Annotated in this window: 21 protein-coding genes, 1 tRNA gene and 1 pseudogene; 19 read left to right on the top strand and 4 right to left on the bottom strand. The window is 70.5% G+C overall.

The features are described from left to right. Positions 1 to 2: 2 nt before the first annotated feature. The 6 genes from MB828_RS29395 (at position 3) to MB828_RS29420 (ending at position 5946) form a co-directional block, all read left to right on the top strand. On the top strand, positions 3 to 965 hold the full coding sequence (locus MB828_RS29395; RefSeq protein WP_301650823.1) for a carbohydrate ABC transporter permease: 963 nt from the start codon (positions 3 to 5) through the stop codon (positions 963 to 965). Further along, positions 962 to 1837, top strand: coding sequence for a carbohydrate ABC transporter permease (locus tag MB828_RS29400; protein WP_301650824.1), 876 nt, complete (start codon positions 962 to 964; stop codon positions 1835 to 1837). The genes MB828_RS29395 and MB828_RS29400 overlap by 4 nt, the downstream gene beginning before the upstream one ends. Before the next feature lie 7 nt (positions 1838 to 1844). Next, positions 1845 to 2426 (top strand): hypothetical protein, encoded by a 582-nt coding sequence (locus tag MB828_RS29405; protein WP_301650825.1) that lies wholly within the window; start codon positions 1845 to 1847, stop codon positions 2424 to 2426. A gap of 100 nt (positions 2427 to 2526) precedes the next feature. Further along, positions 2527 to 5265: a Tat pathway signal sequence domain protein gene (locus tag MB828_RS29410; protein ID WP_301650826.1), complete on the top strand. Its 2739-nt coding sequence runs from the start codon at positions 2527 to 2529 to the stop codon at positions 5263 to 5265. A gap of 120 nt (positions 5266 to 5385) precedes the next feature. Then, complete coding sequence (locus MB828_RS29415; RefSeq protein ID WP_301650827.1) at positions 5386 to 5832, top strand: SRPBCC family protein; 447 nt, start codon at positions 5386 to 5388, stop codon at positions 5830 to 5832. A 39-nt stretch (positions 5833 to 5871) separates the two neighbouring features. Further along, positions 5872 to 5946, top strand: a tRNA-Val gene (locus MB828_RS29420). A gap of 66 nt (positions 5947 to 6012) precedes the next feature. Here MB828_RS29420 and MB828_RS29425 read toward each other — a convergent pair. Next, entirely contained in the window at positions 6013 to 6738 is a 726-nt protein-coding gene (locus MB828_RS29425; RefSeq protein WP_301650828.1) for a 3'-5' exonuclease, read from the bottom strand. A gap of 169 nt (positions 6739 to 6907) precedes the next feature. Here MB828_RS29425 and MB828_RS29430 point away from each other — a divergent pair, with 169 nt between their 5' ends. From MB828_RS29430 to thrS, 3 genes are all read left to right on the top strand, one after another. Next, on the top strand, positions 6908 to 7474 hold the full coding sequence (locus MB828_RS29430; RefSeq protein ID WP_093505297.1) for a DUF4365 domain-containing protein: 567 nt from the start codon (positions 6908 to 6910) through the stop codon (positions 7472 to 7474). Continuing rightward, positions 7471 to 8706 carry a hypothetical protein gene (locus MB828_RS29435; RefSeq protein ID WP_301650829.1) on the top strand — a complete coding sequence of 412 codons (1236 nt, stop codon included), beginning with the start codon at positions 7471 to 7473 and terminating at the stop codon, positions 8704 to 8706. Before MB828_RS29430 ends, MB828_RS29435 begins: the two co-directional genes overlap by 4 nt. Before the next feature lie 110 nt (positions 8707 to 8816). Then, complete coding sequence (thrS, locus tag MB828_RS29440; RefSeq protein ID WP_133025978.1) at positions 8817 to 10793, top strand: threonine--tRNA ligase; 1977 nt, start codon at positions 8817 to 8819, stop codon at positions 10791 to 10793. Between the two features lie 31 nt (positions 10794 to 10824). Here thrS and MB828_RS29445 read toward each other — a convergent pair whose 3' ends face one another. Continuing rightward, positions 10825 to 11487, bottom strand: a complete 663-nt coding sequence (locus tag MB828_RS29445; RefSeq protein WP_301650830.1) for a potassium channel family protein — start codon at positions 11485 to 11487, stop codon at positions 10825 to 10827. A 67-nt stretch (positions 11488 to 11554) separates the two neighbouring features. On the opposite strand from MB828_RS29445, the gene MB828_RS29450 reads away from it, so the two are divergent. Continuing rightward, on the top strand, positions 11555 to 12115 hold the full coding sequence (locus MB828_RS29450; protein ID WP_301650831.1) for an HIT family protein: 561 nt from the start codon (positions 11555 to 11557) through the stop codon (positions 12113 to 12115). Positions 12116 to 12148: 33 nt separating this feature from the next. Here the strand turns inward: MB828_RS29450 and MB828_RS29455 are convergent, their stop codons facing one another. Beyond that, a complete protein-coding gene (locus MB828_RS29455) occupies positions 12149 to 13792 on the bottom strand; it encodes a hypothetical protein (RefSeq protein WP_301650832.1) in 1644 nt (547 codons plus the stop codon). Between the two features lie 151 nt (positions 13793 to 13943). Further along, complete coding sequence (locus MB828_RS29460; protein WP_301650833.1) at positions 13944 to 16142, bottom strand: elongation factor G-like protein EF-G2; 2199 nt, start codon at positions 16140 to 16142, stop codon at positions 13944 to 13946. A 222-nt stretch (positions 16143 to 16364) separates the two neighbouring features. Here MB828_RS29460 and pgsA point away from each other — a divergent pair. The 9 genes and pseudogenes from pgsA to ruvA all read left to right on the top strand — a co-directional run bounded on the left by pgsA (position 16365) and on the right by ruvA (position 23520). Continuing rightward, positions 16365 to 17100, top strand: a pseudogene (pgsA, locus tag MB828_RS29465) (phosphatidylinositol phosphate synthase). Then, positions 17097 to 18005 carry a phosphatidylinositol mannoside acyltransferase gene (locus MB828_RS29470; protein WP_301650834.1) on the top strand — a complete coding sequence of 303 codons (909 nt, stop codon included), beginning with the start codon at positions 17097 to 17099 and terminating at the stop codon, positions 18003 to 18005. Before pgsA ends, MB828_RS29470 begins: the two are co-directional and overlap by 4 nt. Further along, positions 18002 to 19165 carry a glycosyltransferase family 4 protein gene (locus MB828_RS29475; RefSeq protein ID WP_301650835.1) on the top strand — a complete coding sequence of 388 codons (1164 nt, stop codon included), beginning with the start codon at positions 18002 to 18004 and terminating at the stop codon, positions 19163 to 19165. Before MB828_RS29470 ends, MB828_RS29475 begins: the two co-directional genes overlap by 4 nt. Before the next feature lie 124 nt (positions 19166 to 19289). Next, the gene (locus MB828_RS29480) at positions 19290 to 19832 is read left to right on the top strand and encodes a membrane protein (protein WP_046726607.1); all 543 of its coding nucleotides are present in this window, start codon (positions 19290 to 19292) and stop codon (positions 19830 to 19832) included. A 105-nt stretch (positions 19833 to 19937) separates the two neighbouring features. Continuing rightward, positions 19938 to 20843 carry a pyridoxal 5'-phosphate synthase lyase subunit PdxS gene (gene pdxS, locus MB828_RS29485; protein WP_133025986.1) on the top strand — a complete coding sequence of 302 codons (906 nt, stop codon included), beginning with the start codon at positions 19938 to 19940 and terminating at the stop codon, positions 20841 to 20843. Positions 20844 to 20849: 6 nt separating this feature from the next. After that, positions 20850 to 21452 (top strand): pyridoxal 5'-phosphate synthase glutaminase subunit PdxT, encoded by a 603-nt coding sequence (pdxT, locus tag MB828_RS29490; protein WP_133025987.1) that lies wholly within the window; start codon positions 20850 to 20852, stop codon positions 21450 to 21452. 51 nt (positions 21453 to 21503) lie between these two features. Beyond that, positions 21504 to 22256 (top strand): YebC/PmpR family DNA-binding transcriptional regulator, encoded by a 753-nt coding sequence (locus tag MB828_RS29495; protein WP_133025988.1) that lies wholly within the window; start codon positions 21504 to 21506, stop codon positions 22254 to 22256. Positions 22257 to 22378: 122 nt separating this feature from the next. Next, positions 22379 to 22918 (top strand): crossover junction endodeoxyribonuclease RuvC, encoded by a 540-nt coding sequence (gene ruvC / locus MB828_RS29500; RefSeq protein WP_133025989.1) that lies wholly within the window; start codon positions 22379 to 22381, stop codon positions 22916 to 22918. Next, positions 22915 to 23520 carry a Holliday junction branch migration protein RuvA gene (gene ruvA, locus MB828_RS29505; RefSeq protein ID WP_301650836.1) on the top strand — a complete coding sequence of 202 codons (606 nt, stop codon included), beginning with the start codon at positions 22915 to 22917 and terminating at the stop codon, positions 23518 to 23520. Before ruvC ends, ruvA begins: the two co-directional genes overlap by 4 nt. Positions 23521 to 23529: the final 9 nt, after the last annotated feature.

A 23529-nucleotide genomic window follows, 5' to 3' on the forward strand; every position in this document is an offset into this window, starting at 1 on the left:
CCGTGACGCTCGTCAAGGACACCCTGCCCGCGGCCCGCGAGCCGCGTTCGGCCGCCGCCGCCGGCGCGGGCCGGCGACCAGGCCGCCGGCGTGAGAACCTCGCCGGCTACCTGTTCATGTCCCCGTGGATCGCGGGCTTCCTGCTGCTGACCGCGGGCCCGATGGTCGCCTCGCTGTATTTCGCGTTCACCGACTACAACCTCTTCAACACGCCGAAGTGGGTCGGCTTCGACAACTTCACCAGGATGTTCGACGACCCCCGCTGGCAGAAGTCGGTGGAGGTGACCGCGAAGTACGTGGTCATCGGCACCCCGCTGAAGCTGCTGCTGGCTCTCGGGGTGGCGCTGCTGCTCGCCCAGAGCCGGCGCGGCCAGGCCTTCTACCGGGCCGCCTTCTACGCGCCCTCGCTGATCGGCGCGAGCGTGTCCGTCGGTTTCGTCTGGCGGTCGCTGTTCTCCGACGGCGCGGTGGTGGACCGTACCCAGTCCTTCTTCGGCTGGCACGTCGGCGGCTGGGTCGGCAACGCCGACTGGGTGCTGTACTGCCTGGTCGCGTTGACGGTGTGGCAGTTCGGCGCGCCGATGGTCATCTTCCTGGCCGGTCTGAAGCAGGTGCCCAGGGAGCTCTACGAGGCCGCCGAGATGGACGGTGCCGGGCCGCTGCGCAGGTTCTGGAACATCACCCTGCCGATGATCTCCCCGGTGCTGTTCTTCAACGTGCTCCTGGAGACCATCCACTCCTTCCAGATCTTCGGCTCGGCCTACGTCGTCTCCAACACGCAGTGCGGTCCGGCCGACGCCACGCTCGTCTACACCTGCTACCTGTACCAGCAGGGTTTCAAGAACGCCCAGATGGGCTTCGCGGCGGCGATGGCATGGATGCTGCTGCTCGCGGTCGCGCTGGTGACGGCCGTCCTCTTCTGGTCCCAGAAGAAGTGGGTGCACTACGAGGAGGACGCCCGATGAGCGCGATCACCACCAAGGTCACGGACACGGTCGGCCGCAAGCGAGCCGGATCCCTGGCCTGGCACCTCGGTGCCCTGCTGATCCTCGCGGTCATCCTCTACCCGGTGGTCTGGGTGATCGGCGCCTCGTTCAAGCCCAGCAAGGACATCATCAACAGCCTGCAACTGTTCCCCGGCCACCCCATCCTGTCGAACTTCAAGGGCCTCGCCGACGGCATCGCGGACATCGGCATCTGGACGTTCTTCGAGAACTCGCTGTTCTACGCCGTCGGTGCCGTGGTGGGCGTACTGATCTCCTGCGCCCTCACCGCCTACGCGTTCGCGCGTATCCGGTTCGCCGGCCGCAACCTGCTCTTCTCCCTGATGATCGGGACCCTGCTGCTGCCGTACCACGTGCTGCTGATCCCGCAGTACGTGATGTTCCAGAAGCTCGGCTGGATCAATACCTATGCCCCGCTGCTGATCGGCAAGTACCTCGCCACCGAGGCGTTCTTCGTCTTCCTGATGGTGCAGTTCATGCGCAACCTGCCGCGTGAGCTCGACGAGGCGGCCCGGCTCGACGGCTGCGGACACCTCCGCATCTACTGGTCGATCGTGCTGCCGCTGTGCCGGCCGGCGCTCATCACCAGCGCGATCTTCACCTTCATCAACGCCTGGAACGACTTCATGGGTCCGCTGATCTACCTCAACGAACCCGGCAAGTACACGGTCTCCCTGGGACTGATGATGTTCCGCGACTCCGACGGCGTGGCCGCGAACTACGGCGGCATGATCGCCATGTCCCTGGTGGCGCTGCTGCCCGTGCTGCTGTTCTTCCTCGCCTTCCAGCGCTATCTGATCGACGGAATGGCGACCTCCGGACTGAAGGGCTGATGACGTCGTGGCCGACGTGCGCACCAAGCCGTCCGTCTTCACGGAGCGGTTCGGCGTCTTCGCCGAGTGCCTGCTCACCGGGGTGTGGATCGCGGTCGCCTCGCTGGGGGTCGTCACCTACCCGGCTGCCTTCGCCGCCGGTGCCCGGCATCTGCGCCGCCGCACCGGTCAGGTGGCGGGCGGCTGGCGGGAGTTCGTCGCGGACTTCCGGGTCGCCGTGCGCGGCGGCTGGGTCGTCGGGCTCGCCGGCTGGGGTGCGGTCGCGGTCGCCTGGGTGGACGTCCAGGCCGTGCGCGCCGGGCTGCCCGGCGGACCGCTCGTCGGGGCCGTGGGCCTGTTCGCGGTGATCGGCCTCGCGGTGGCGGGGCTCCGCGCGGCGGCCGTCTGGACACCCGGCGACCGCTGGCGCACCCTGCTCGCGCAGGCCGGCCGCCGTACCGTCCTCGACCCCGGCGGATCCTTCCTGCTCGTCGGGGGAGCGGTCCTCGTGGTCTGTTCCGCCCTGCTCGTCGCGCCGCTGGCGGTGCCCGTGCTGGGCGCCGTCGCGGCGGCGGCCGTCGCCGTGGAGGAGCGCCACCGCCGCCGCTGACCGGCGGTGTCCCATGCCGAGGGCGGCGCCACCGGCGCCATGCCCATCTCTGTCATGCCCCTGACCACTCTGCACTCGCACGGAAAGGAAAGGCGGAAAAATGTCTCCCATCCCTCGCAGGTCCCTTCTCAAGGCGGCCGCCGTGGCCGGCGCCGCCGCCCAGTTCAGCTGGGCGCTGGGCGGTAGGGAAGCGCAGGCCGCGCCCAGAGCCGAGGCCGCCGACGCGGACCCGGTGACCCTGGACTGGCTGGAGGACGGCGGCCTCGGCGCCGCTCCCGGCTCGACCGTCGGCGTGCCCTGGCCGATGGGCGCCTTCCGGGAGGACCAGACCTTCGCGCTGACGGACGCGAACGGCAAGGACGTGCCGGTCCAGTCCTGGCCGATCGCCTACTGGCCGGACGGCTCCCTCAAGTGGACCGCCCACGCGGTGAGTTCGGGGAGCGGAAAACTCACCCTCGCGGCGGGCGACGCGGCCGCGCCCGACAAGAAGGTCACCGTCGACAGGAGCGGCGGCACGATCGACGTGTCCACCGGCGTGATCGCGGTGAAGATCGGCAAGAACGGCTCCACGATCATCAAGTCGGTGACCCGCGGTGCCACCGAGATCGCCAGGAACGGCAGGCTCGTCCTCATCCGCCAGCCCGAGGTCGAGGACGAGGACCAGGGCGCGGTGAAGACCGAGCGCTTCGACGGCGCCATCGACTCCGTCACCGTCGAACAGGACGGCCCGGTCCGCGCGGTCGTCCGCGTCGACGGCAAGCACCGCAAGGGCAGCCGGAGCTGGCTGCCGTTCTCGATCCGGCTCTACTTCTACGCGGGCGCCGACTCCTTCCGGATGGTCCACACGATCACGTACGACGGCACGCAGGAGCCGGGCAAGGCGAGCGGCGACTTCATCCGCGGGCTCGGCGTCCGCTTCAGCGTGCCGATGCGCGACGAGGCGTACGACCGGCACATCCGGATCGGGGGAGAGGGCACCGGCCTGCTGCGGGAGGCCGTCCAGGGCATCACCGGACTGCGCCGCGACCCGGGCACGGCCGTGCAGGCGGCCCAGTACGCGGGCCAGAAGCTGCCCGACCCGGCCACCTGGGACCAGCGCGTCACCACCCGCCTCCAGTACATCCCGCACTGGGGCGACTACACCCTCTCCCAGCTCTCCGCCGACGGGTTCACGCTGCGCAAGCGCACGAAGAAGGGGTACGGCTGGATCGCGGCCGGCGGCGGCAAGCGGGCCTCCGGGTTCGGGTACGTCGGCGGCGCGAGCGGCGGACTCTCCTTCGGGCTCAGGGACTTCTGGGAGAAGTTCCCGGCCCAGCTCGACATCCGCGACGCCCACACCGACACCGCCGAGGTCACCCTCTGGCTCTGGTCGCCCGAGGCCCAGCCGATGGACCTGCGCTTCTACCACGACGGCATGGGCCAGGACACCTACGCCGAACAGCTCGAAGGCCTCAACATCACCTACGAGGACTACGAGCCGGAGTTCGGCACCCCCTACGGCATCGCCCGCACCTCGGAGCTGCTGTTCTGGGCCAACGGGACGACACCGACCCCGGAGGCGCTGGCCGGCCAGGTCGAAGCGGTCCGGGTGCTCCCGCAACTCACCGCCCCGCCCAAGCAGTTGATCAAGGCCAAGGTCTTCGGACCCGGCCTGTACTCCGAGCCCGACCGCTCCACCGCCGCCAAGGCGAAGATCGAGGACCACCTCGACTTCCTCTTCACCTACTACAAGGACCAGGTGGAGCAGCGCCGTTGGTACGGCTTCTGGGACTACGGCGACTTCATGCACACCTACGACACCGTGCGCCACCAGTGGCGGTACGACGTCGGTGGCTACGCCTGGGACAACTCCGAGCTCTCCCCGGACCTCTGGCTCTGGTACGCGTACCTGAGAAGCGGCCGCTCCGACATCTTCCGGTTCGCGGAGGCGCTGACCCGGCACACCGGCGAGGTCGACGTGTACCACATCGGCCAGTGGGCGGGCCTCGGCACCCGGCACGGCGTCCAGCACTTCGCGGACAGCGCCAAGCAGCAGCGCATCGCCAACACCACCTACCGGCGCTTCTACTACTTCCTCACCGCCGACGAACGCGTCGGCGACCTGATGGCCGCCAACGTCGACTCCGACGAGACCTTCCTCGTCCTCGACCCGCAGCGCAAGGTCCGCACCGACCCCTACACCCCCGACCGGCACGCCCTGTCCATCGGCTTCGGCACCGACTGGAGCGGCCTGGTGTCGGCATGGCTGACCGAGTGGGAACGCAAGGGCCCCAAGTGGGAGAAGGCCAAGGCGCGCGTCCTGTCGACCATGCAGGGCATCGCCGCCCAGCCCAACGGCTTCGTCCAGGGCAGCGGCCTCTACGACCTCGACACCGGCAGGTTCGCCACCGCCACCACCCCGGTCGTCTCCGTCTCCCACCTCTCCGCCGTCTTCGGCCTCAACGAACTCTGCGCCGAGCTCATCCACCTGGTCGACATGCCCGAGTTCGACGAGGCCTACTTCGACTACTGCCGCTACTTCAACGCCACCAAGGCCGAACAGGCGGCCCGCTACGGCTCCAACTTCGGCACCCTGCTGCTCTTCCAGGGCCACTCGCGGCTCGACGCGTACGCCGCCGTGCAGACCGGTGACGAGACGCTGGCCAAGCGTGCGTGGACGAAGTTCTACAGCTCCGACGGCTACACGGAGTCCTCGCCGTGGAAGACCGAGGCGCTGTCGGGCCCGGTCACGCTCGTCGCGGGCAGCGAGGCGAGCTGGGTGTCCTCGAACGACACCGCGCTGTACGGACTCGCCGCCATCGAGAACCTGGCCCTGCTCGGCGACAAGATGCCCTCGTAAGAGGGGTTGGGGGAGCGCCGTCGCACGGGCGGCGGCGCTCGCACCCATGAGTGTGGTCCCGGTCACTACACAAGGCATGAGTACGCGTACTCAGACACGGCACGCGGGCAGACTCCGCCCATGGACTGGACCCACTACCGCTTCCTCAGCCGCTGGCCGCTGCCCTTCGGGGCCGCGGCCGTCTACCGGGCACTCGAACGAGTCGAGGACTACCCGCACTGGTGGCCCCAGGTGCGCTCGGTGACCCGCCTGAACGACACCACGGGCATCATCACCATCCGCTCCGTCCTGCCGTACGACATCACCTTCACCGCGCGCGAGACGCGGCGCGATCCGGAGGCCGGGGTGCTGGAGACCGCCATGACCGGCGACATCGTGGGCTGGGCCCGCTGGACGGTCGTCCCCGACGGCGCCGGCGCGCTCGCCCGCTACGAGCAGGTCGTGGACGTCGAGAAGGCGCTGCTGCGGCGGCTGGCCGTACCCGGGCGGCCGCTCTTCCGTCTCAACCACCGGCTGATGATGCGGTCGGGACGGCGCGGACTGCTCGGGCACCTGCAAGCGGTTTGAACGAAACCCGCGGCTCCCTGTATCGTTCACTGCGTTCCCGGGCGATTAGCTCAGTGGGAGAGCGCTTCGTTCACACCGAAGAGGTCACTGGTTCGAACCCAGTATCGCCCACCACCGGGAAGGCCGGTCCGCCTGCGCGGACCGGCCTTTTGCGTTTGCCGCACGACCCTGTCCTGCCCCTCACGCCGCCGTCGGCAGCTCCGGCCGCAGCGGCCAGTCCTGGTTCACCGTCTCCGGTGTGCCGCTGCGGGTGAACCAGGCCTGGAGGCCCCTGGCCTGTGCCGCGTGCCAGGTGGTCTGGAGCGTGTGCAACTGGGCGGGACTCAGTCGCTCCAGGCGGGTCGCGAACCGGCGGCCCAGTGCCCGTACGACCTCCAGGGCCGCGAGCGCGTCCGCACCCGCGTCGTGCGCGCCCTCCAGGGTGACCTCGTAGTGCGCGCACAGGTCGGTCAGGGTGCGGCGGCCCTTGCGGTAGCGGTCCAGATGTTTGTCCAGGACCCGGGGGTCGAGGACGAGCAGCGGACTCGCCTCGAACCAGCGGTCCAGGGAGGACGCCCGATGACGGCGCAACTCCCGGTCCAGCAGGGTCAGATCGAACGGCGCGTTCATCACCACCAGCGGGCGGTGCATCGCCGCGTGCTCGGCCAGTTCCTCGGCTATCTCATGCATCACCGGCGCCGGCCAACGGCCGTTGCGCTGAAGGTGTTCGTCGGTCAGCCCGTGCACCGCCGTCGCCGTCTCCGGCACCGGCACGCCCGGGTTCACCAGCCAGCGGACCGCCCTCGGCCGGGTACCCGGGGCGTCCTGGACGACGACGGCGGCCGACACGATCCGGTCGGTCTCGACGTCAACGCCCGTGGTCTCCGTGTCGAAGGCGGCCAGGGGCCCTTCGTACCAGCACGTCATGCCTACACAACTCCTCGTTCACCCACGGCAGCTGACGTTCCGTCTTCTGCCTGTTTGGTGATACCCGGGCCGTTTGCGACGTACGCCGGAAGGACACAACAGGAGTGCGGGTCTTTGCAGTTCAGCGGCCCGCCACGGGGAAACTCTTTGGCTGGGAAGGCTGTTGGTCATGGCGATAGCGCAGCCCGAACGGGGCGGGCTGCTGCCCGAGCGGACGGGCCCCCATCGCGGCACACTCGCGACCACCGCCTGCATGGAGACACTGCAGGTGGGCTACCTGCACGCGGTCGCGGCGGCGGCCGGCTGCTCGCTGTCCCAGCCGTTCCCGGACAACGGCATCGACTGGCATGTCAGCCACGGCTCGCCCGGTCACACCGTCGACGACGAGGTGACCATAAAGGTGCAGCTCAAGTGCACGTACCAGATCGCCCCCAACCCGCCGGGACGTTTCTTCTCCTTCACGCTCGACAACGACCACCTGCGCAAGCTCGCCCGCACACCGGTGTCGGTGCACAAGATCCTGGTGGTGATGCTCGTCCCGCGCTCCCAGGACGACTGGCTGCGCGCCAGCCACGACCGGCTCGATCTGCGCCACTGCTGCTACTGGGTCAACCTGGCAGGGCACCCGATCACCGGCCGGCACCGGACCACCGTGCGGGTCCCGACCTCGCGCATATTCGACGACCGGGCGCTCTGCGAGATCATGACGCGGGTCGGGACGGGAGGCAGACCATGAGGCACCGTCCGTACGAGGAGCAGCTGCGGGAGGTCCGGCCGCACCCCGACGACCTCCACGGTCCCCACTGGAGCCGTCCCCCCGAGCCCGCCGAGGTCGACCCCGCCGTGCTCGGCGCCCTGCTGCGCCGGCACGGCTGGCAGCGGCGCGGCGGAGCGCCCGGCCGGTACGGCCGCTGGACCCCACCCGGGCCGGGCAGCACCGGCACCAGCCTGCTGGTACCCGAGAGCCGCGCCTTCCCGGACAGTGACGACCTGCTCGGGGAGGCGCTCACCGCTCTGGTGCGGAGCGGGACGCCCGCCGCCCGCGAGGTGCTGGTCGGGCTCGCCGTGCCCAGCGACGAGATCCGCTGGTGGCGTGACGTGCCGAGCGGACCCGCGGACACCGCGTCCTGGACGGCCGAGGAACAGCTGCGCACCGCCGCCCGGGGGACCCTGCTGGCCGGCGCCCTCGCCACCCGCGCGCGGGCCGGCTACCACGGCGCCCGGCACAAGCGGGCCGCCGCCGCCCTGCTGGAGTCCGTGCTCGTCGGCTCGGCGGAGGGCGGCCGCGGTCTGACCGCGTTCGTGCCCGTCGGGACCGGCCGGCCGCTCGCCGTACGCCTCCACCAGGCCCTGTACGCCGCCCGCGAGGCCATCGACTACCAGCGGGCCACCGGCGGCATGGACGCCTTCGACGGGGCCGTCGAGGCAGGCGTCAGCCGTGAACTGACCGACGCCCTCGTCACGCTCGTGCGTGGCACGGAAGGCGCCCGCGTCTCGGTGGACTGGGCACCGGGCGCCGGAGTGCCCGACGACTGCGCGTCGGCCCTGGACCCCGTCGAGTTCTCGCCCGGCGACCTGCCCGTGCTGCGCGAGGCCGGCGCCCGCTACCTGCGCGACGAACCCTCCGTGGCGGTCCGCGTCACCGGCACCGTGGTCCGGATGCGCCGCTCGGAGCCGCGCGGCGAGGGCGCGGTACGGCTGCGGGTGATCGCCGGCGCCGAGGTGCCGTACGTCCGGGTCACCCTCGACGAGGAGGACTACCGGATCGCCGGGCAGGCCCACCTCGTCGGACTTCCGGTACGGGTGCACGGCCGGCTGGAGAGCCGGGGCGGCTTCCGGCGGCTGTCCGGCGCCTCGGGGGTCGTACCCGTACAGGTGGACGAGGCGGAGCGGGACAGTCTGATGAAGTCGCTCCAGGAGAACCTCGACTTCTTCGACGAGGCGTGGACCGGCGACGACTGCGACTGACGGGCCACTGTCGGTGACCGTTTCGCAGTCGGTGGGGACGGGTCGGTACGATCCGGTATTGCGCGCGCTCCTGGTATGGCGCCGCATCCACCTTCAGTCAGGAGAGACCGGTGTCAGACGTCCGTGTGATCATCCAACGCGATTCCGAGCGGGAAGAGCGCGTGGTGACGACGGGCACTACGGCCGCCGAGCTCTTCGCCGGCGAGCGCGCGGTCATCGCCGCCCGGGTGGCCGGGGAGCTCAAGGACCTCGCGTACGCGCCCGCCGAGGGCGAGGTCGTGGAGCCGGTGGAGATCTCCTCCGAGGACGGTCTCAACATCCTGCGCCACTCCACCGCGCACGTCATGGCCCAGGCCGTCCAGGAGATCTTCCCAGAGGCCAAGCTCGGCATCGGCCCGCCGGTCAAGGACGGCTTCTACTACGACTTCGACGTCGAGAAGCCGTTCACGCCCGAGGATCTCAAGGCCATCGAGAAGAAGATGCAGGAGATCCAGAAGCGCGGCCAGCGTTTCTCGCGGCGCGTGGTGACCGACGAGGCGGCCCGCGAGGAGCTGGCGGCCGAGCCGTACAAGCTGGAACTGATCGGACTGAAGGGTTCGGCGTCCTCGGACGACGGCGCGGACGTCGAGGTCGGCGCCGGTGAACTGACGATCTACGACAACCTGGACGCCAAGACCGGCGAGCTGTGCTGGAAGGACCTCTGCCGCGGTCCCCACCTGCCCTCCACCCGCCTGATCCCGGCGTTCAAGCTGATGCGCAACGCGGCCGCCTACTGGCGCGGCAGCGAGAAGAACCCCATGCTCCAGCGCATCTACGGCACCGCCTGGCCGTCCAAGGACGAGCTGAAGGCGTACCTGGACTTCCTCGCCGAGGCCGAGAAGCGCGACCACCGCAAGCTGGGCAGCGAACTCGACCTGTTCTCCATCCCGGAGCAGATCGGCTCCGGCCTCGCCGTCTTCCACCCCAAGGGCGGCATCGTCCGCCGGGTCATGGAGGACTACTCGCGCCGCCGGCACGAGGAGGAGGGCTACGAGTTCGTCTACACCCCGCACGCCACCAAGGGGAAGCTCTTCGAGACGTCCGGGCACCTGGACTGGTACGCCGACGGCATGTACCCGCCCATGCAGCTCGACGAGGGCGTGGACTACTACCTCAAGCCCATGAACTGCCCGATGCACAACCTGATCTTCGACGCGCGCGGCCGCTCCTACCGCGAACTGCCGCTGCGTCTCTTCGAGTTCGGGACCGTGTACCGGTACGAGAAGTCGGGTGTCGTGCACGGCCTGACCCGGGCCCGCGGCTTCACGCAGGACGACGCGCACATCTACTGCACCCGTGAGCAGATGTCGGAGGAGCTCGACAAGACGCTCACCTTCGTCCTCGGCCTGCTGCGCGACTACGGCCTGACCGACTTCTACCTGGAGCTGTCCACCAAGGACCCGGAGAAGTTCGTCGGCTCCGACGAGGTCTGGGAGGAGGCCACCGAGACCCTGCGCCAGGTCGCCGAGAAGCAGGGCCTCCCGCTCGTGCCCGACCCGGGCGGCGCCGCCTTCTACGGCCCGAAGATCTCCGTCCAGACCAAGGACGCCATCGGCCGCACCTGGCAGATGTCGACGATCCAGCTCGACTTCAACCTGCCCGAGCGCTTCGACCTGGAGTACACCTCCGCGGACGGCTCCAAGCAGCGCCCGGTCATGATCCACCGCGCCCTGTTCGGCTCCATCGAGCGGTTCTTCGCGGTCCTCCTGGAGCACTACGCGGGCGCCTTCCCGGCCTGGCTCGCGCCGGTCCAGGCGGTCGGCATCCCGATCGGCGACGCGCACGTCGACTACCTGCACAAGTTCGCCGCCGAGGCCAAGAAGAAGGGCCTGCGGGTCGAGGTCGACGGCTCCTCGGACCGGATGCAGAAGAAGATCCGCAACGCCCAGAAGCAGAAGGTGCCCTTCATGGTCATCGCGGGCGACGAGGACATGGCGGCCGGCTCGGTGTCCTTCCGCTACCGGGACGGCTCGCAGGAGAACGGCATCCCCTTCGACGAGGCCATCGCCAAGATCGTGAAGGTGGTCGAGGAGCGGACCCAGGTCTGATCAGGCCCGGCTACGAAGCGGCCCCCGCGGATCACTTCCGCGGGGGCCGCTTGTTCTCGTCCTCCCCCAGATCGAACCGCTGCAGCATCCAGGACGAGAACGATCCCGTGACCGTGCCCAGCAGCGCCAGACCGCAGGCCATCAGCCCCACCGCGATGAACCGCCCCAGGGTGGTGACCGGGACGTAGTCGCCGTACCCGACGGTGGACAGGGTCGAGCAGGTCCACCAGAGGGAGTCGCCGAAGGTGCGGATCGTGGCGTTCGGGGCCGAGCGCTCGGCCTGGTAGACGGCGAGCGCGCCCGAGAACCCCAGCAGCGAGATCGACAGCGCCGAATAGGCCGCCACGCGCGCGTGCAGCCCCATCCGGGGCTCACCGTGCCGGCGCTGCATCGCCTCGTACGTCCGCACCACCCGCACCGGCCGCAACAGCGGCAGCACCAGGACGACGGTGTCGAGCCAGTGGCGCCGGACGAATCCCGGGCCCGCGCCGCTGAGCCGCCAGCGCACCGCGTAGTCGACGGCGAACATCGCCCACGTCAGATAGGTCAGCGACAGGAGGAGGACGTGTACGGCCTCGGGCAGGTCCGGCTCCAGCACATGCACCGCGTACGAGCCCAGGAAGACCAGTGAAGCGATGCCGAGCGGCATATCGGTCCGCTGCTCCCAGTCCTTCAGCCGGCTGTCGTCGTCCATCCGCCCAGCTTCGCCGCCGACCGCTTCGGCCCGGCCCCGGCGACACGCCGCGAACGGGCGAAGCCATATGCTGCCTAGCATGACGAGTGAGCCGGAACAGCAGATCGGAGTGGGGACGCAGGACGCGTTCCAGCGCCTGTGGACGCCCCACCGGATGGCCTACATCCAGGGCGAGAACAAGCCGACCGGCCCGGGCGCCGACGACGGCTGCCCCTTCTGCTCGATCCCGGCCAAGTCCGACGAGGACGGCCTGATCGTGCGGCGCGGTGAGCACGTCTACGCGGTGCTCAACCTCTACCCGTACAACGGCGGCCATCTGATGACGGTCCCGTACCGCCATGTCGCCGACTACACGGACCTGACCGGCGCGGAGACCGTGGAGCTCGCCGAGCTGACCAAGCAGGCCATGACCGCGCTGCGCACCGCGTCCGGCGCCCACGGCTTCAACATCGGCATGAACCAGGGCTCGGTGGCGGGCGCCGGCATCGCCGCCCACCTGCACCAGCACATCGTCCCGCGCTGGGGCGGTGACACGAACTTCATGCCGGTGGTGGGCCACACCAGAGTGCTGCCCCAGCTGCTGGCCGACACCCGCAAGATGCTGGCGGAGGCCTGGCCGGCCAGCTGACGCTGCTTCCGTGCCCGCCTCCGCCCGCGTCGGCTAGGCGTCGTACGTGTCCGCCTTCTTCGGTGCCGCGTCCTGCACGGACCCGCTGAGCGCGGACGCCCGGCTGCTGAACTTGTCGGTGTCGACGTCGTGTTCCCTGAGCACCCGCAGCGCCGCCCGGTGCACCGCCCGCAGTATCGGCGTGGCCGCGCGCAACGCGTCGTCGGCCATGAAGCGGTGCTTCCAGGGCTGGTCGGCCCACGCGTGCCGCAGACCGAAGGGCTCGGGCAGCCCTATGGAGCCGCCGAGCCACTTCAGCAGCGGCGGATACCAGCTGATGGTGGCCCGCGCGGCGAGCCGGACCACCTCGTCCGGGGTGACCAGCGGCAGCTTGACGGTCCGGGTCTCCCAGAACCGCACGGTCTTCGCGACCGTCTTCGTGGGAGCAGCGGGCTTGGTGCCGAACAGGCCGTTGACCGGACCGAGGGCATGCCCCGTGACGTCGATCCGCAGCGTCTCCTTCAGCACGGTGACGGTGGCCATCATCGTGATGATCAGTTCGCCGTTCCACAGGTACGGCCACTGCACGCCCAGGTAGTGCCGGTCACCCTTGTCGAAGTGGTTGTTGTTGCAGATGTCCTCGACGTCCTTGGGCCCCACCTTGTAGTCGGTGCCCTCGGGCCGGGACACCTCCTTGGCGCCCTCCCCGACATGGGTGACGATCCAGTGCCTGACCTGCGGTTCCGGGAAACCGCCGGTCTTCAGGTGCTGCCGGTGCAGCACGCTCAGTTCCTTCTCGATCTCCCGGACGACGGTCCAGGCCCGGAACTCGTGGACACCCTTGACCGGGTCGAGCGGGACCAGTTCCTCCGCGAGGTGCCAGGAGCCCCAGCGGGTGCCCATGCCGAGTATCCCCTTGGGCCCCGCGTAGAAGACCGAGTTGGACTGCTGCTCGGCGCTGAGCCGGGCCAGCGACTGCCGCAGCTGTTCGGCCGCGGCCTGGTCCGGGCTGGTCGGCACCGCCTCCGGGACCTTCGCGCCGACGCTGCCGCCGGACAGCAGCCCGTCCCAGGCGGCGCGCAGGTCCTGCGCGGTCCTCTCGCAGAGCCGTTTGGCCAGAAACCAGCCGATGACGGGGAGCACGACGCAGCCGCGCGCGTACCACCCCCAGAAGCCGGTGAAGGGGACCTTGACGATGAAGAGCACCGCGAGGACGCCGACCGCGGCCAGCAGGGCACTGCCGAGCCCGGAGACGCGCTTGTTGTCGGTCTTCAGCATGGTCGTGCGGAGCTGGAAGACCAGCAGCCACACCAGCAGGCCGGGCAGGAACAGCACGCCGAACACGAACATGACGGCGGTCAGCCGCTGGTCGCGTTCCTTGCGGATGCGGTTGGCCGCGAGGCAGTGCTCGACGACCACCTGGGGTTCGCTGCCGAAGGACTGGATGAGCGGCTTGCGGCCGACGCCCAGCATGCGGTCGATGATCGCCTGGGAGTACGCCTCACCGAAGTTGGGCCGGAAGATCTTCGCCCACCTGCGGCCCTCGCTGACCGTGGACTGGTGCCACTCGTTGTCGGCCTTCTTGATCTCCTCCATCGGTGTGTCCCGGTAGGCCGCCGAGGCCAGGGCGTAGGTCGGGGCCTGCGCCTCGCCGCCCGGCCTGGGCACCTGTGGCCCGAAGAAGTCCTCGAAGCTCATTCCCGCCCCCACTTGCCGCCGTCCCGCTTCTGCGGCCTTCCCGACTTCCGTACTCCGCACACCTGTTGATCAAGTACTCAGAGTATCCCCGGCCACCGACAGCTGTTCGGCGGACGGCCGAAGCCGTCCGCCGAACACACCCTGGCACCACTCAGGAGGCTTCCCTGGCCTGGTCCCGGATCTTCTCGGCGATCCCCGGAGGCATCGGCTCGTGCCGCGCGTACGAACGGCTGAACCGGGCCGTGCCGTGCGAGAGGGAGCGCAGGTCGACCGCGTACCGGCCGATCTCGAACTCCGGCACCTCGGCCTTGATGAGGGTGCGCCCACCGCTGGTCTGCTCGGTGCCGAGGACCCGGCCGCGCCGGCCGGACAGGTCACTCATGACCGCGCCCACGTAGTCGTCGCCGACCAGCACGGACACCTCGGCCACCGGCTCCAGGAGGTGGATCTTCGCGTCCGCGGCGGCCTCCCGCAGGGCCAGCGCGCCCGCCGTCTGGAAGGCGGCGTCGGAGGAGTCCACCGAGTGCGCCTTGCCGTCGAGCAGGGTGACCCGCACGTCGACCAGCTGGTAGCCGGCGGCGACCCCCTTGACGGCCTGGGCCCGGATGCCCTTCTCGACCGACGGGATGAACTGCCGGGGCACCGCCCCGCCGACCACCTTGTCGACGAACTCGATGCCGGAGCCGCCCGGCAGGGGTTCCACCTCGATCTCGCAGATCGCGAACTGGCCGTGCCCGCCGGACTGTTTGACATGCCGGCCGCGTCCGGCGGACTTGCCGGCGAACGTCTCCCGGAGGGACACCCGGTGCGGTACGACGTCGACCTGGACGCCGTAGCGGCTGCGCAGCCGCTCCAGGGCGACGTCCGCGTGCGCCTCGCCCAGGCACCACAGCACCACCTGGTGGGTGTCCTGGTTCTGTTCGAGCCGCATGGTCGGGTCCTCGGCGACCAGCCGGGCGAGGCCCTGCGAGAGCTTGTCCTCGTCGGCCTTGCTGTGCGCCTCGATGGCGAGCGGCAGCAGCGGGTCGGGCATCTCCCACGGCTCCATGAGCAGCGGGTCGTCCTTGGCGGAGAGCGTGTCCCCGGTCTCCGCGCGGCCGAGCTTCGCCACGCAGGCCAGGTCACCGGCGATGACATGGGTGACCGGCCGCTGCTGTTTGCCGAACGGGGTGGACAGGGCGCCGACCTTCTCGTCGACGTCGTGGTCCTCATGGCCCCGGTCGGCCAGGCCGTGTCCGGAGACGTGCACCGTCTCGTCGGGCCGCAGGGTGCCGGAGAAGACCCGCACCAGCGAGACCCGGCCGACGTAGGGGTCGGAGGCGGTCTTCACCACCTCGGCGACCAGCGGGCCGCCGGTGTCGCACGGTTTGATCTCGCGCGGCCTGCCGTCGACGGTGGTGACCTCGGGGGTGGGGTGCTCGAACGGCGTCGGGAAGCCGCCCGTGACCAGTTCGAGCAGTTCCACCGTGCCGAGCCCCTGGCGGGCGCCCTCGGCCGCGGGAGCGGCGGCCAGCACCGGGAAGAAGGTGCCGCGGGCGACGGCCCGCTCCAGGTCCTCGATCAGCGTCTTGAGGTCGATCTGCTCGCCGCCCAGATAGCGGTCCATGAGCGTCTCGTCCTCGCTCTCCGCGATGATCCCCTCGATGAGCCGGTTGCGGGCCTCGTCGATGTCCGGGAGCTGGTCGGGGCCGGGCTCGGACTCCTTGCGCTCCCCGGAGGAGTAGTCGAACAGCTTCTGCGTGAGCAGCCCGACGAGACCGGTCACGGGCGCGTGTCCGTCCGGGCCCTGCGGGCCGTGCAGCGGCAGGTAGAGGGGGAGGACGGCGTCGGGGTCGTCGCCGCCGAACGCCTCGGCGCACACCCGGGTCATCTCCTCGAAGTCCGCGCGGGCGGCCTCCAGGTGCGTGACGACGATCGCCCGGGGCATCCCGACGGCCGCGCACTCCTCCCACACCATCCGGGTCGAGCCGTCCACCCCGTCCGAGGCGGAGACGACGAAGAGGGCCGCGTCCGCCGCGCGCAGACCGGCCCTCAGCTCCCCGACGAAGTCGGCGTATCCCGGGGTGTCCAGGATGTTGATCTTGATTCCGTTCCAGTCGACCGGTACCAGCGACAGCTGTACGGAGCGCTGCTGCCGGTGCTCGATGTCGTCGTAGTCCGAGACGGTGCCGCCGTCCTCCACGCGGCCCGCCCGGTTCACCGCTCCCGCGGTCAGCGCGAGAGCCTCCACCAATGTCGTCTTGCCCGCTCCGGAGTGGCCGACCAGCACCACATTCCGTACGGACGCGGGGTGGTCGGCCGCCGTAGCCCTGCCGGCGGCTCCGGGGTGTTCCTTGACCTTGTCGCCCATGGTTATGCCTCCCGTGCACGGTGAGGTCTCGGTGGGCGCGGGCGAGCATGGCGGGCCGCGTGCGGTGGCGGCTCCGATGACGCCCGCGGTTCTTCGAGCTTTCCACTCCCGTCACGGTGCGTCCATACGAAGGACGTGATCGTGCCCGCGCGGCCCTCCGGGCCCGGCCGCCGCCCCCCTCCGAGAGTGCCCGCCCGTCGCACACACGCGCGCGTGGCTACGATGGGCCAGCCGGGGTGGCCAGCAGGGGCCGCACGGCGCAACGACCGTCGGGAAGGCCATGCTGAACAAGTACGCGCGTGCATTCTTCACGCGTGTCCTCACACCGTTCGCCGCGTTTCTCATCCGCCGGGGCGTGAGCCCGGACACGGTCACGCTCCTCGGCACGGCCGGGGTGGTCGCGGGCGCGCTGGTCTTCTTCCCCCGGGGCGAGTTCTTCTGGGGCACGATCGTGATCACGCTGTTCGTGTTCTCGGACCTGGTGGACGGCAACATGGCCCGCCAGCTGGGCCGCACCAGCCGCTGGGGCGCGTTCCTGGACTCGACCCTCGACCGGGTCGCCGACGGCGCGATCTTCGGCGGCTTCGCCCTCTGGTACGCGGGCAACGGCGACGACAACGTCCTGTGCGCCGTGTCGATCTTCTGCCTGGCCAGCGGCCAGGTGGTGTCGTACACGAAGGCGCGCGGCGAGTCGATCGGGCTGCCGGTGGCCGTCAACGGCCTCGTGGAGCGCGCCGAGCGGCTGGTGATCTCACTGGTGGCGGCCGGTCTGGCCGGGTTCCACAACTTCGGCGTCCCGGGCATCCAGATCCTGCTCCCGATCGCGCTCTGGATCGTCGCCGTGGGCAGCCTGGTCACCCTGGTGCAGCGGGTCGTCACGGTGCGCCGCGAGTCCGCCGAGGCGGAGGCGGCGGCCGGGCACGAGAAGGCCGCGCACGGCAGCGAGGCCGCGCAGTGACCGTCACGGAGCGGCTCACCGACGCCCTGTACGGACTCGGCTGGGGCACCGTGAAGAAGCTCCCCGAACCGGTGGCCGTGCGGCTCGGCAACTCCATCGCGGACCTCGCCTGGAAACGGCGCGGCAAGGGCGTCCAGCGGCTCGAGTCCAACTACGCGCGCGTACGGCCCGCCGCGAGTCCGGAGCGGCTGCGCGAGCTGTCCCGCGCGGGCATGCGGTCGTACCTGCGCTACTGGATGGAGTCCTTCCGGCTGCCCGCCTGGAGCGAGCAGCGGGTGCGCACCGGATTCGACGTCAAGGACCTCCACCACCTCACCGACGGCCTCGCCTCCGGCCGGGGCGTGATCATCGCGCTGCCGCACCTGGCCAACTGGGACCTGGCCGGAGCGTGGGTCACCACCGAGCTGAAGACCCCGTTCACCACGGTCGCCGAGCGGCTGAAGCCCGAGACGCTGTACGACCGGTTCGTCGCCTACCGCGAGGGCCTCGGCATGGAGGTCCTGCCGCACAGCGGCGGCACCGCCTTCGGCACCCTCGCCCGCAGGCTCCGCGACGGCGGCCTGATCTGCCTGGTCGCCGACCGAGACCTGTCCGAGTCCGGCGTCGAGGTCGACTTCTTCGGCGACACGGCCCGGATGCCGGCCGGACCCGCCCTGCTCGCCCAGCAGACCGGCGCCCACCTGCTCCCCGTGACGCTCTGGTACGACGACACCCCCGTCATGAAGGGCCGCGTCCACGCCCCGATCGAGGTACCCGAGTCAGGTGACCGCACCTCGAGGACGTCTGTCATGACACAGGCGCTGGCCGACGCCTTCGCCACCGGGATCGCCGACCATCCGGAGGACTGGCACATGCTCCAGCGCTTGTGGCTCGCCGACCTCGACCCCGCGAAGGGACCGTCGTGAGGATCGGCATCGTCTGCCCCTACTCCTGGGACGTCCCGGGGGGCGTCCAGTTCCACGTCCGCGACCTCGCCGAGTACTTCATCGGCCTCGGCCACGACGTCTCCGTGCTCGCCCCCGCCGACGACGACACCCCGCTGCCGCCGTACGTCGTCTCGGCGGGCCGCGCGGTCCCGGTGCCGTACAACGGCTCGGTGGCCCGCCTCAACTTCGGCTTCCTGTCCGCCGCGCGGGTCCGCCGCTGGCTGCACGACGGGGCGTTCGACGTGGTCCACATCCACGAGCCGACGTCGCCCTCCCTCGGCCTGCTGACCTGCTGGGCAGCGCAGGGCCCGATGGTGGCGACCTTCCACACCTCGAACCCGCGCTCCCGCGCGATGATCGCCGCGTACTCGATCCTGCAGGCCGCCCTGGAGAAGATCAGCGCCCGGATCGCGGTCAGCGAGTACGCCCGCCGCACCCTGGTCGAACACCTCGGCGGCGACGCCGTCGTGATCCCCAACGGCGTGGACGTCGACTTCTTCGCCAAGGCCGAGCCGCGCCCCGAGTGGCAGGGCGACACCATCGGCTTCATCGGCCGTATCGACGAGCCCCGCAAGGGCCTCCCGGTGCTGATGAAGGCCCTCCCCAAGATCTTCGCCGCCCGGCCGGCGACCAGGCTCCTGGTGGCCGGCCGGGGCGACGAGGAGGCCGCGGTCGAGTCCCTGCCGGCCGAGCTGCGCTCCCGCGTCGAGTTCCTCGGCATGGTCAGCGACGAGGACAAGGCCCGCTTCCTGCGCAGCCTCGACCTGTACATCGCGCCCAACACGGGTGGCGAGAGCTTCGGCATCATCCTGGTCGAGGCGCTGTCCGCGGGGGCTCCCGTGCTCGCCTCCGACCTCGACGCCTTCGCCCAGGTCCTGGACCAGGGCGCGGCGGGCGAACTCTTCGCCAACGAGGACGCGGACGCACTGGCGGAAGCGGCGGTACGGCTCCTGGCGGACCCGGAGCGCCGGGCCGGGCTGAGCGAACGCGGCAGCGTGCACGTGCGCCGCTTCGACTGGTCGACGGTGGGTGCGGACATCCTGTCCGTCTACGAGACGGTGACCGCGGGAGCGGCGGCGGTGGCGGCGGTCGAACGTCCGGGGCTGCGGGCGCGGTTCGGGCTGGCGCGGGATCAGTGAGCCGCGAGAGGCAGTCTGACGGACGCGGCACTGTCGTGGCTGGTCGCGCGGTTCCTCCTCCGGCCTTCGGCCCCGGCGCCCCTGACGGGGCGCTACTGCGGGCGTTTCCTATAGCGTTCCGCCCGTGACCGCAACGCTCATCTGGATCCTCGCTGTTCTCGTGGTGATCGGCCTCTACCTGAGCTGGACCGCGGGGCGGCTCGACCGGCTGCACTCCCGTATCGACGCCGCTCGCGCGGCCCTCGACGCCCAGTTGCTGCGGCGTGCCTCCGTGGCCCAGGAGCTGGCGACCTCGGGGGTGCTGGATCCGGCCGCCTCGATCGTGCTCTACGAGGCCGCGCACGCCGCCCGGCAGGCCGAGGAGGAGCAGCGGGAGGTCGCGGAGAGCGAGCTGAGCCAGGCGCTGCGCGTGGTCTTCGAGGAGCCTCAGCAGGTGGAGGAGGTCCGCGAGGCACCCGGCGGCGAGGCGGCCGCGTCCGAGCTGGGCGAGGCCGTACGCCGGGTGCCGATGGCCCGCCGGTTCCACAACGACGCCGTCGGCGCGGCCCGCCGGCTGCGCGAACACCGCAAGGTCCGCTGGTTCCGGCTGGCCGGACACGCCCCCTTCCCGATGGCCTTCGAGATGGACGATGAACCGCCCACCGCCCTGGCGGACCGCGCCGCCTAGCCGGCAAAAGGATCCACGCCCTTCCCATTGGCCCTTGCTGTGGACTGGTCCGCTCGCGTTTCCTCGGTTTCTGAAGAAACCCTCTTTCAGCGAGTGAGGTCACCCGTGTCCACCACCGACAACCAGGCCCCCGAGACCGGCACCGCCCGCGTGAAGCGCGGCATGGCCGAGCAGCTCAAGGGCGGCGTGATCATGGACGTCGTCACGCCGGAGCAGGCGAAGATCGCCGAGGACGCGGGCGCCGTCGCCGTCATGGCCCTGGAGCGGGTCCCGGCCGACATCCGCAAGGACGGCGGCGTGGCCCGGATGTCCGACCCGGACATGATCGAAGGCATCATCGAGGCCGTCTCCATCCCGGTCATGGCCAAGTCCCGCATCGGCCACTTCGTCGAGGCCCAGGTCCTCCAGTCCCTCGGCGTCGACTACATCGACGAGTCCGAGGTCCTCACCCCGGCCGACGAGGTCAACCACTCCGACAAGTGGGCGTTCACCACCCCCTTCGTCTGCGGCGCCACCAACCTCGGCGAGGCCCTGCGCCGCATCGCCGAGGGCGCGGCCATGATCCGCTCCAAGGGCGAGGCCGGCACCGGCAACGTCGTGGAGGCCGTCCGCCACCTGCGCCAGATCAAGGGCGAGATCGCCAAGCTGCGCGGCTGCGACAACAACGAGCTGTACGCCGCCGCCAAGGAGCTGCGCGCCCCCTACGAGCTGGTCAAGGAGGTCGCCGAGCTCGGCAAGCTCCCGGTCGTGCTGTTCTCCGCCGGTGGCGTCGCCACCCCGGCCGACGCCGCCCTGATGCGCCAGCTCGGCGCCGAGGGCGTCTTCGTCGGCTCCGGCATCTTCAAGTCGGGCGACCCGGCCAAGCGCGCCGCCGCCATCGTCAAGGCGACCACCTTCTACGACGACCCGAAGATCATCGCGGACGCGTCCCGCGACCTCGGCGAGGCCATGGTCGGCATCAACTGCGACACCCTCCCCGAGACCGAGCGTTACGCGAACCGGGGCTGGTAACCAGCGATGACCACTCCCGTGATCGGAGTGCTCGCACTCCAGGGTGACGTCCGGGAGCACCTCGTGGCCCTGGCCGCGGCCGACGCCGTGGCCAGGCCGGTCAGGCGCCCCGAGGAACTCGCCGAGGTGGACGGCCTGGTCATACCCGGCGGCGAGTCCACCACCATCTCCAAGCTGGCCGCCCTGTTCGGCGTGCTGGAACCCCTCCGCGCGCGCGTGCGGGCCGGCCTGCCCGTCTACGGCACCTGCGCGGGCATGATCATGCTCGCCGACAAGATCCTCGACCCGCGCTCGGGCCAGGAGACCGTCGGCGGCATCGACATGATCGTGCGCCGCAACGCCTTCGGACGGCAGAACGAGTCGTTCGAGTCGGCGGTCGACGTGCGCGGGATCGACGGCGATCCTGTAGAGGGCGTGTTCATCCGCGCCCCCTGGGTCGAGTCCGTGGGCGCCGACGTCGAGGTGCTCGCCGAGCACGGCGGCCACATCGTCGCGGTCCGCCAGGGCAACGCGCTCGCCACGTCGTTCCACCCGGAACTGACCGGTGACCACCGCGTGCACGCCCTGTTCGTCGACATGGTGCACGCGAACCGGGCAACGGAGTCCTAGTAGGATCTCTGGCGTTCGTTGTTGGATGGGTTACGCGAAGGAGACAGGCAGATGTCCGGCCACTCTAAATGGGCTACGACGAAGCACAAGAAGGCCGTGATCGATGCCAAGCGCGGCAAGCTCTTCGCGAAGCTGATCAAGAACATCGAGGTCGCGGCCCGGATGGGCGGCGTCGACATCGAGGGCAACCCGACGCTCTACGACGCCATCCAGAAGGCGAAGAAGCAGTCGGTCCCGAACAAGAACATCGACTCCGCGGTCAAGCGCGGCGGTGGCCTCGAGGCCGGCGGCGCCGACTACGAGACGATCATGTACGAGGGCTACGGCCCGAACGGCGTCGCGGTGCTCATCGAGTGCCTCACCGACAACCGCAACCGCGCCGCCTCCGACGTGCGCGTCGCCATGACCCGCAACGGCGGCTCCATGGCCGACCCCGGCTCGGTGTCGTACCTCTTCAACCGCAAGGGCGTCGTGATCGTCCCCAAGGGCGAGCTGTCCGAGGACGACGTCCTCGGCGCCGTCCTGGACGCGGGTGCCGAGGAGGTCAACGACCTGGGCGAGTCCTTCGAGGTGCTCAGCGAGGCCACCGACCTGGTCGCCGTCCGCACCGCCCTCCAGGACTCCGGGATCGACTACGACTCCGCCGAGGCCAACTTCGTCCCGACCATGCAGGTCGAGCTGGACGAGGAAGGCGCCAAGAAGATCTTCAAGCTGATCGACGCGCTCGAGGACAGCGACGACGTGCAGAACGTCTTCGCCAACTTCGACGTCAGCGACGAGGTCATGGAGAAGGTCGACGCGTAACGCCGCCGCGGGCTGACGGACCGAACGGGCCGACGGGACACACCCGTCGGCCCTTCGTCGTGTCGGCCGTTGTCGGTGGTACCGGATAGCCTGCACAAACAGGTGACCTAAGGAGGGGGCGCGTGCGCGTACTGGGGGTGGACCCCGGGCTGACCCGGTGCGGTGTCGGGGTCGTCGAGGGCGTCGCCGGACGGCCCCTCACCATGGTGGGCGTGGGGGTCGTACGGACGCCCGCGGACGCCGAACTCGGCCGTCGACTCGTCGCCATCGAGCAGGGCATCGAACAGTGGCTGGACGAGCACCGGCCCGAATTCGTCGCCGTGGAGCGGGTGTTCAGCCAGCACAACGTACGGACCGTGATGGGCACCGCCCAGGCCAGCGCCGTCGCCATGCTGTGCGCCGCCCGCCGGGGCATCCCCGTCGCCCTGCACACCCCCAGCGAGGTCAAGGCCGCCGTCACCGGTTCGGGACGCGCGGACAAGGCCCAGGTCGGCGCCATGGTGACCCGGCTGCTCCGGCTCAGCGCCCCGCCCAAGCCCGCCGACGCCGCCGACGCCCTCGCGCTCGCCATCTGCCACATCTGGCGCGCCCCGGCCCAGAACCGACTCCAGCAGGCCGTCGCCCTGCACACCGCCAACGCAACGAAAGGCCGTACGGCATGATCGCCTTCGTCAGCGGCCCGGTCGCCGCCCTCGCCCCGGACTCCGCGGTCGTCGAGGTCGGAGGGATCGGCATCGCCGTCCAGTGCTCGCCCAACACCCTGTCCGGGCTGCGGATGGGCCAGCAGACCAAGCTCGCCACCTCACTGGTCGTGCGGGAGGACTCGCTCACCCTGTACGGCTTCGTGGACGACGACGAGCGCCAGGTCTTCGAACTGCTCCAGACGGCGAGCGGTGTCGGCCCCCGGCTCGCGCAGGCGATGCTCGCCGTGCACAGCCCGGACGCGCTGCGCCGCGCGGTCGCCACGGGCGACGAGAAGGCACTCATCGCCGTCCCCGGCATCGGCAAGAAGGGCGCGCAGAAGCTGCTCCTCGAACTGAAGGACCGGCTCGGCGAGCCCATCGGCGCCCCCGCGGTCGGCGCCCCGGTCACCCAGGGCTGGCGCGACCAGCTGCACGCCGCCCTGATCGGCCTGGGCTACGCGACCCGGGAGGCCGACGAGGCCGTCACCGCCGTCGCCCCGCAGGCCGAGGCCGCGGGCGGCACCCCGCAGGTCGGCCAGCTGCTGAAGGCCGCCCTCCAGACCCTCAACCGCGCCCGCTGACCCCCACCA

The organism is Streptomyces arenae (assembly GCF_022343545.1).
GTDB lineage: Bacteria > Actinomycetota > Actinomycetes > Streptomycetales > Streptomycetaceae > Streptomyces > Streptomyces humi.

Excerpts from the sequence above, each read along its gene's own strand:
- MB828_RS29400 (WP_301650824.1), top strand. The coding sequence starts at position 962 with ATGAGCGCGATCACCACCAAGGTCACGGACACGGTCGGCCGCAAGCGA.
- MB828_RS29410 (WP_301650826.1), top strand. The coding sequence starts at position 2,527 with ATGTCTCCCATCCCTCGCAGGTCCCTTCTCAAGGCGGCCGCCGTGGCC.
- MB828_RS29415 (WP_301650827.1), top strand. The coding sequence starts at position 5,386 with ATGGACTGGACCCACTACCGCTTCCTCAGCCGCTGGCCGCTGCCCTTC.
- MB828_RS29425 (WP_301650828.1), bottom strand. The coding sequence starts at position 6,738 with ATGACGTGCTGGTACGAAGGGCCCCTGGCCGCCTTCGACACGGAGACC.
- MB828_RS29430 (WP_093505297.1), top strand. The coding sequence starts at position 6,908 with ATGGCGATAGCGCAGCCCGAACGGGGCGGGCTGCTGCCCGAGCGGACG.
- MB828_RS29435 (WP_301650829.1), top strand. The coding sequence starts at position 7,471 with ATGAGGCACCGTCCGTACGAGGAGCAGCTGCGGGAGGTCCGGCCGCAC.
- MB828_RS29445 (WP_301650830.1), bottom strand. The coding sequence starts at position 11,487 with ATGGACGACGACAGCCGGCTGAAGGACTGGGAGCAGCGGACCGATATG.
- MB828_RS29450 (WP_301650831.1), top strand. The coding sequence starts at position 11,555 with ATGCTGCCTAGCATGACGAGTGAGCCGGAACAGCAGATCGGAGTGGGG.
- MB828_RS29455 (WP_301650832.1), bottom strand. The coding sequence starts at position 13,792 with ATGAGCTTCGAGGACTTCTTCGGGCCACAGGTGCCCAGGCCGGGCGGC.
- MB828_RS29460 (WP_301650833.1), bottom strand. The coding sequence starts at position 16,142 with ATGGGCGACAAGGTCAAGGAACACCCCGGAGCCGCCGGCAGGGCTACG.
- pdxT (WP_133025987.1), top strand. The coding sequence starts at position 20,850 with ATGACCACTCCCGTGATCGGAGTGCTCGCACTCCAGGGTGACGTCCGG.
- MB828_RS29495 (WP_133025988.1), top strand. The coding sequence starts at position 21,504 with ATGTCCGGCCACTCTAAATGGGCTACGACGAAGCACAAGAAGGCCGTG.
- ruvA (WP_301650836.1), top strand. The coding sequence starts at position 22,915 with ATGATCGCCTTCGTCAGCGGCCCGGTCGCCGCCCTCGCCCCGGACTCC.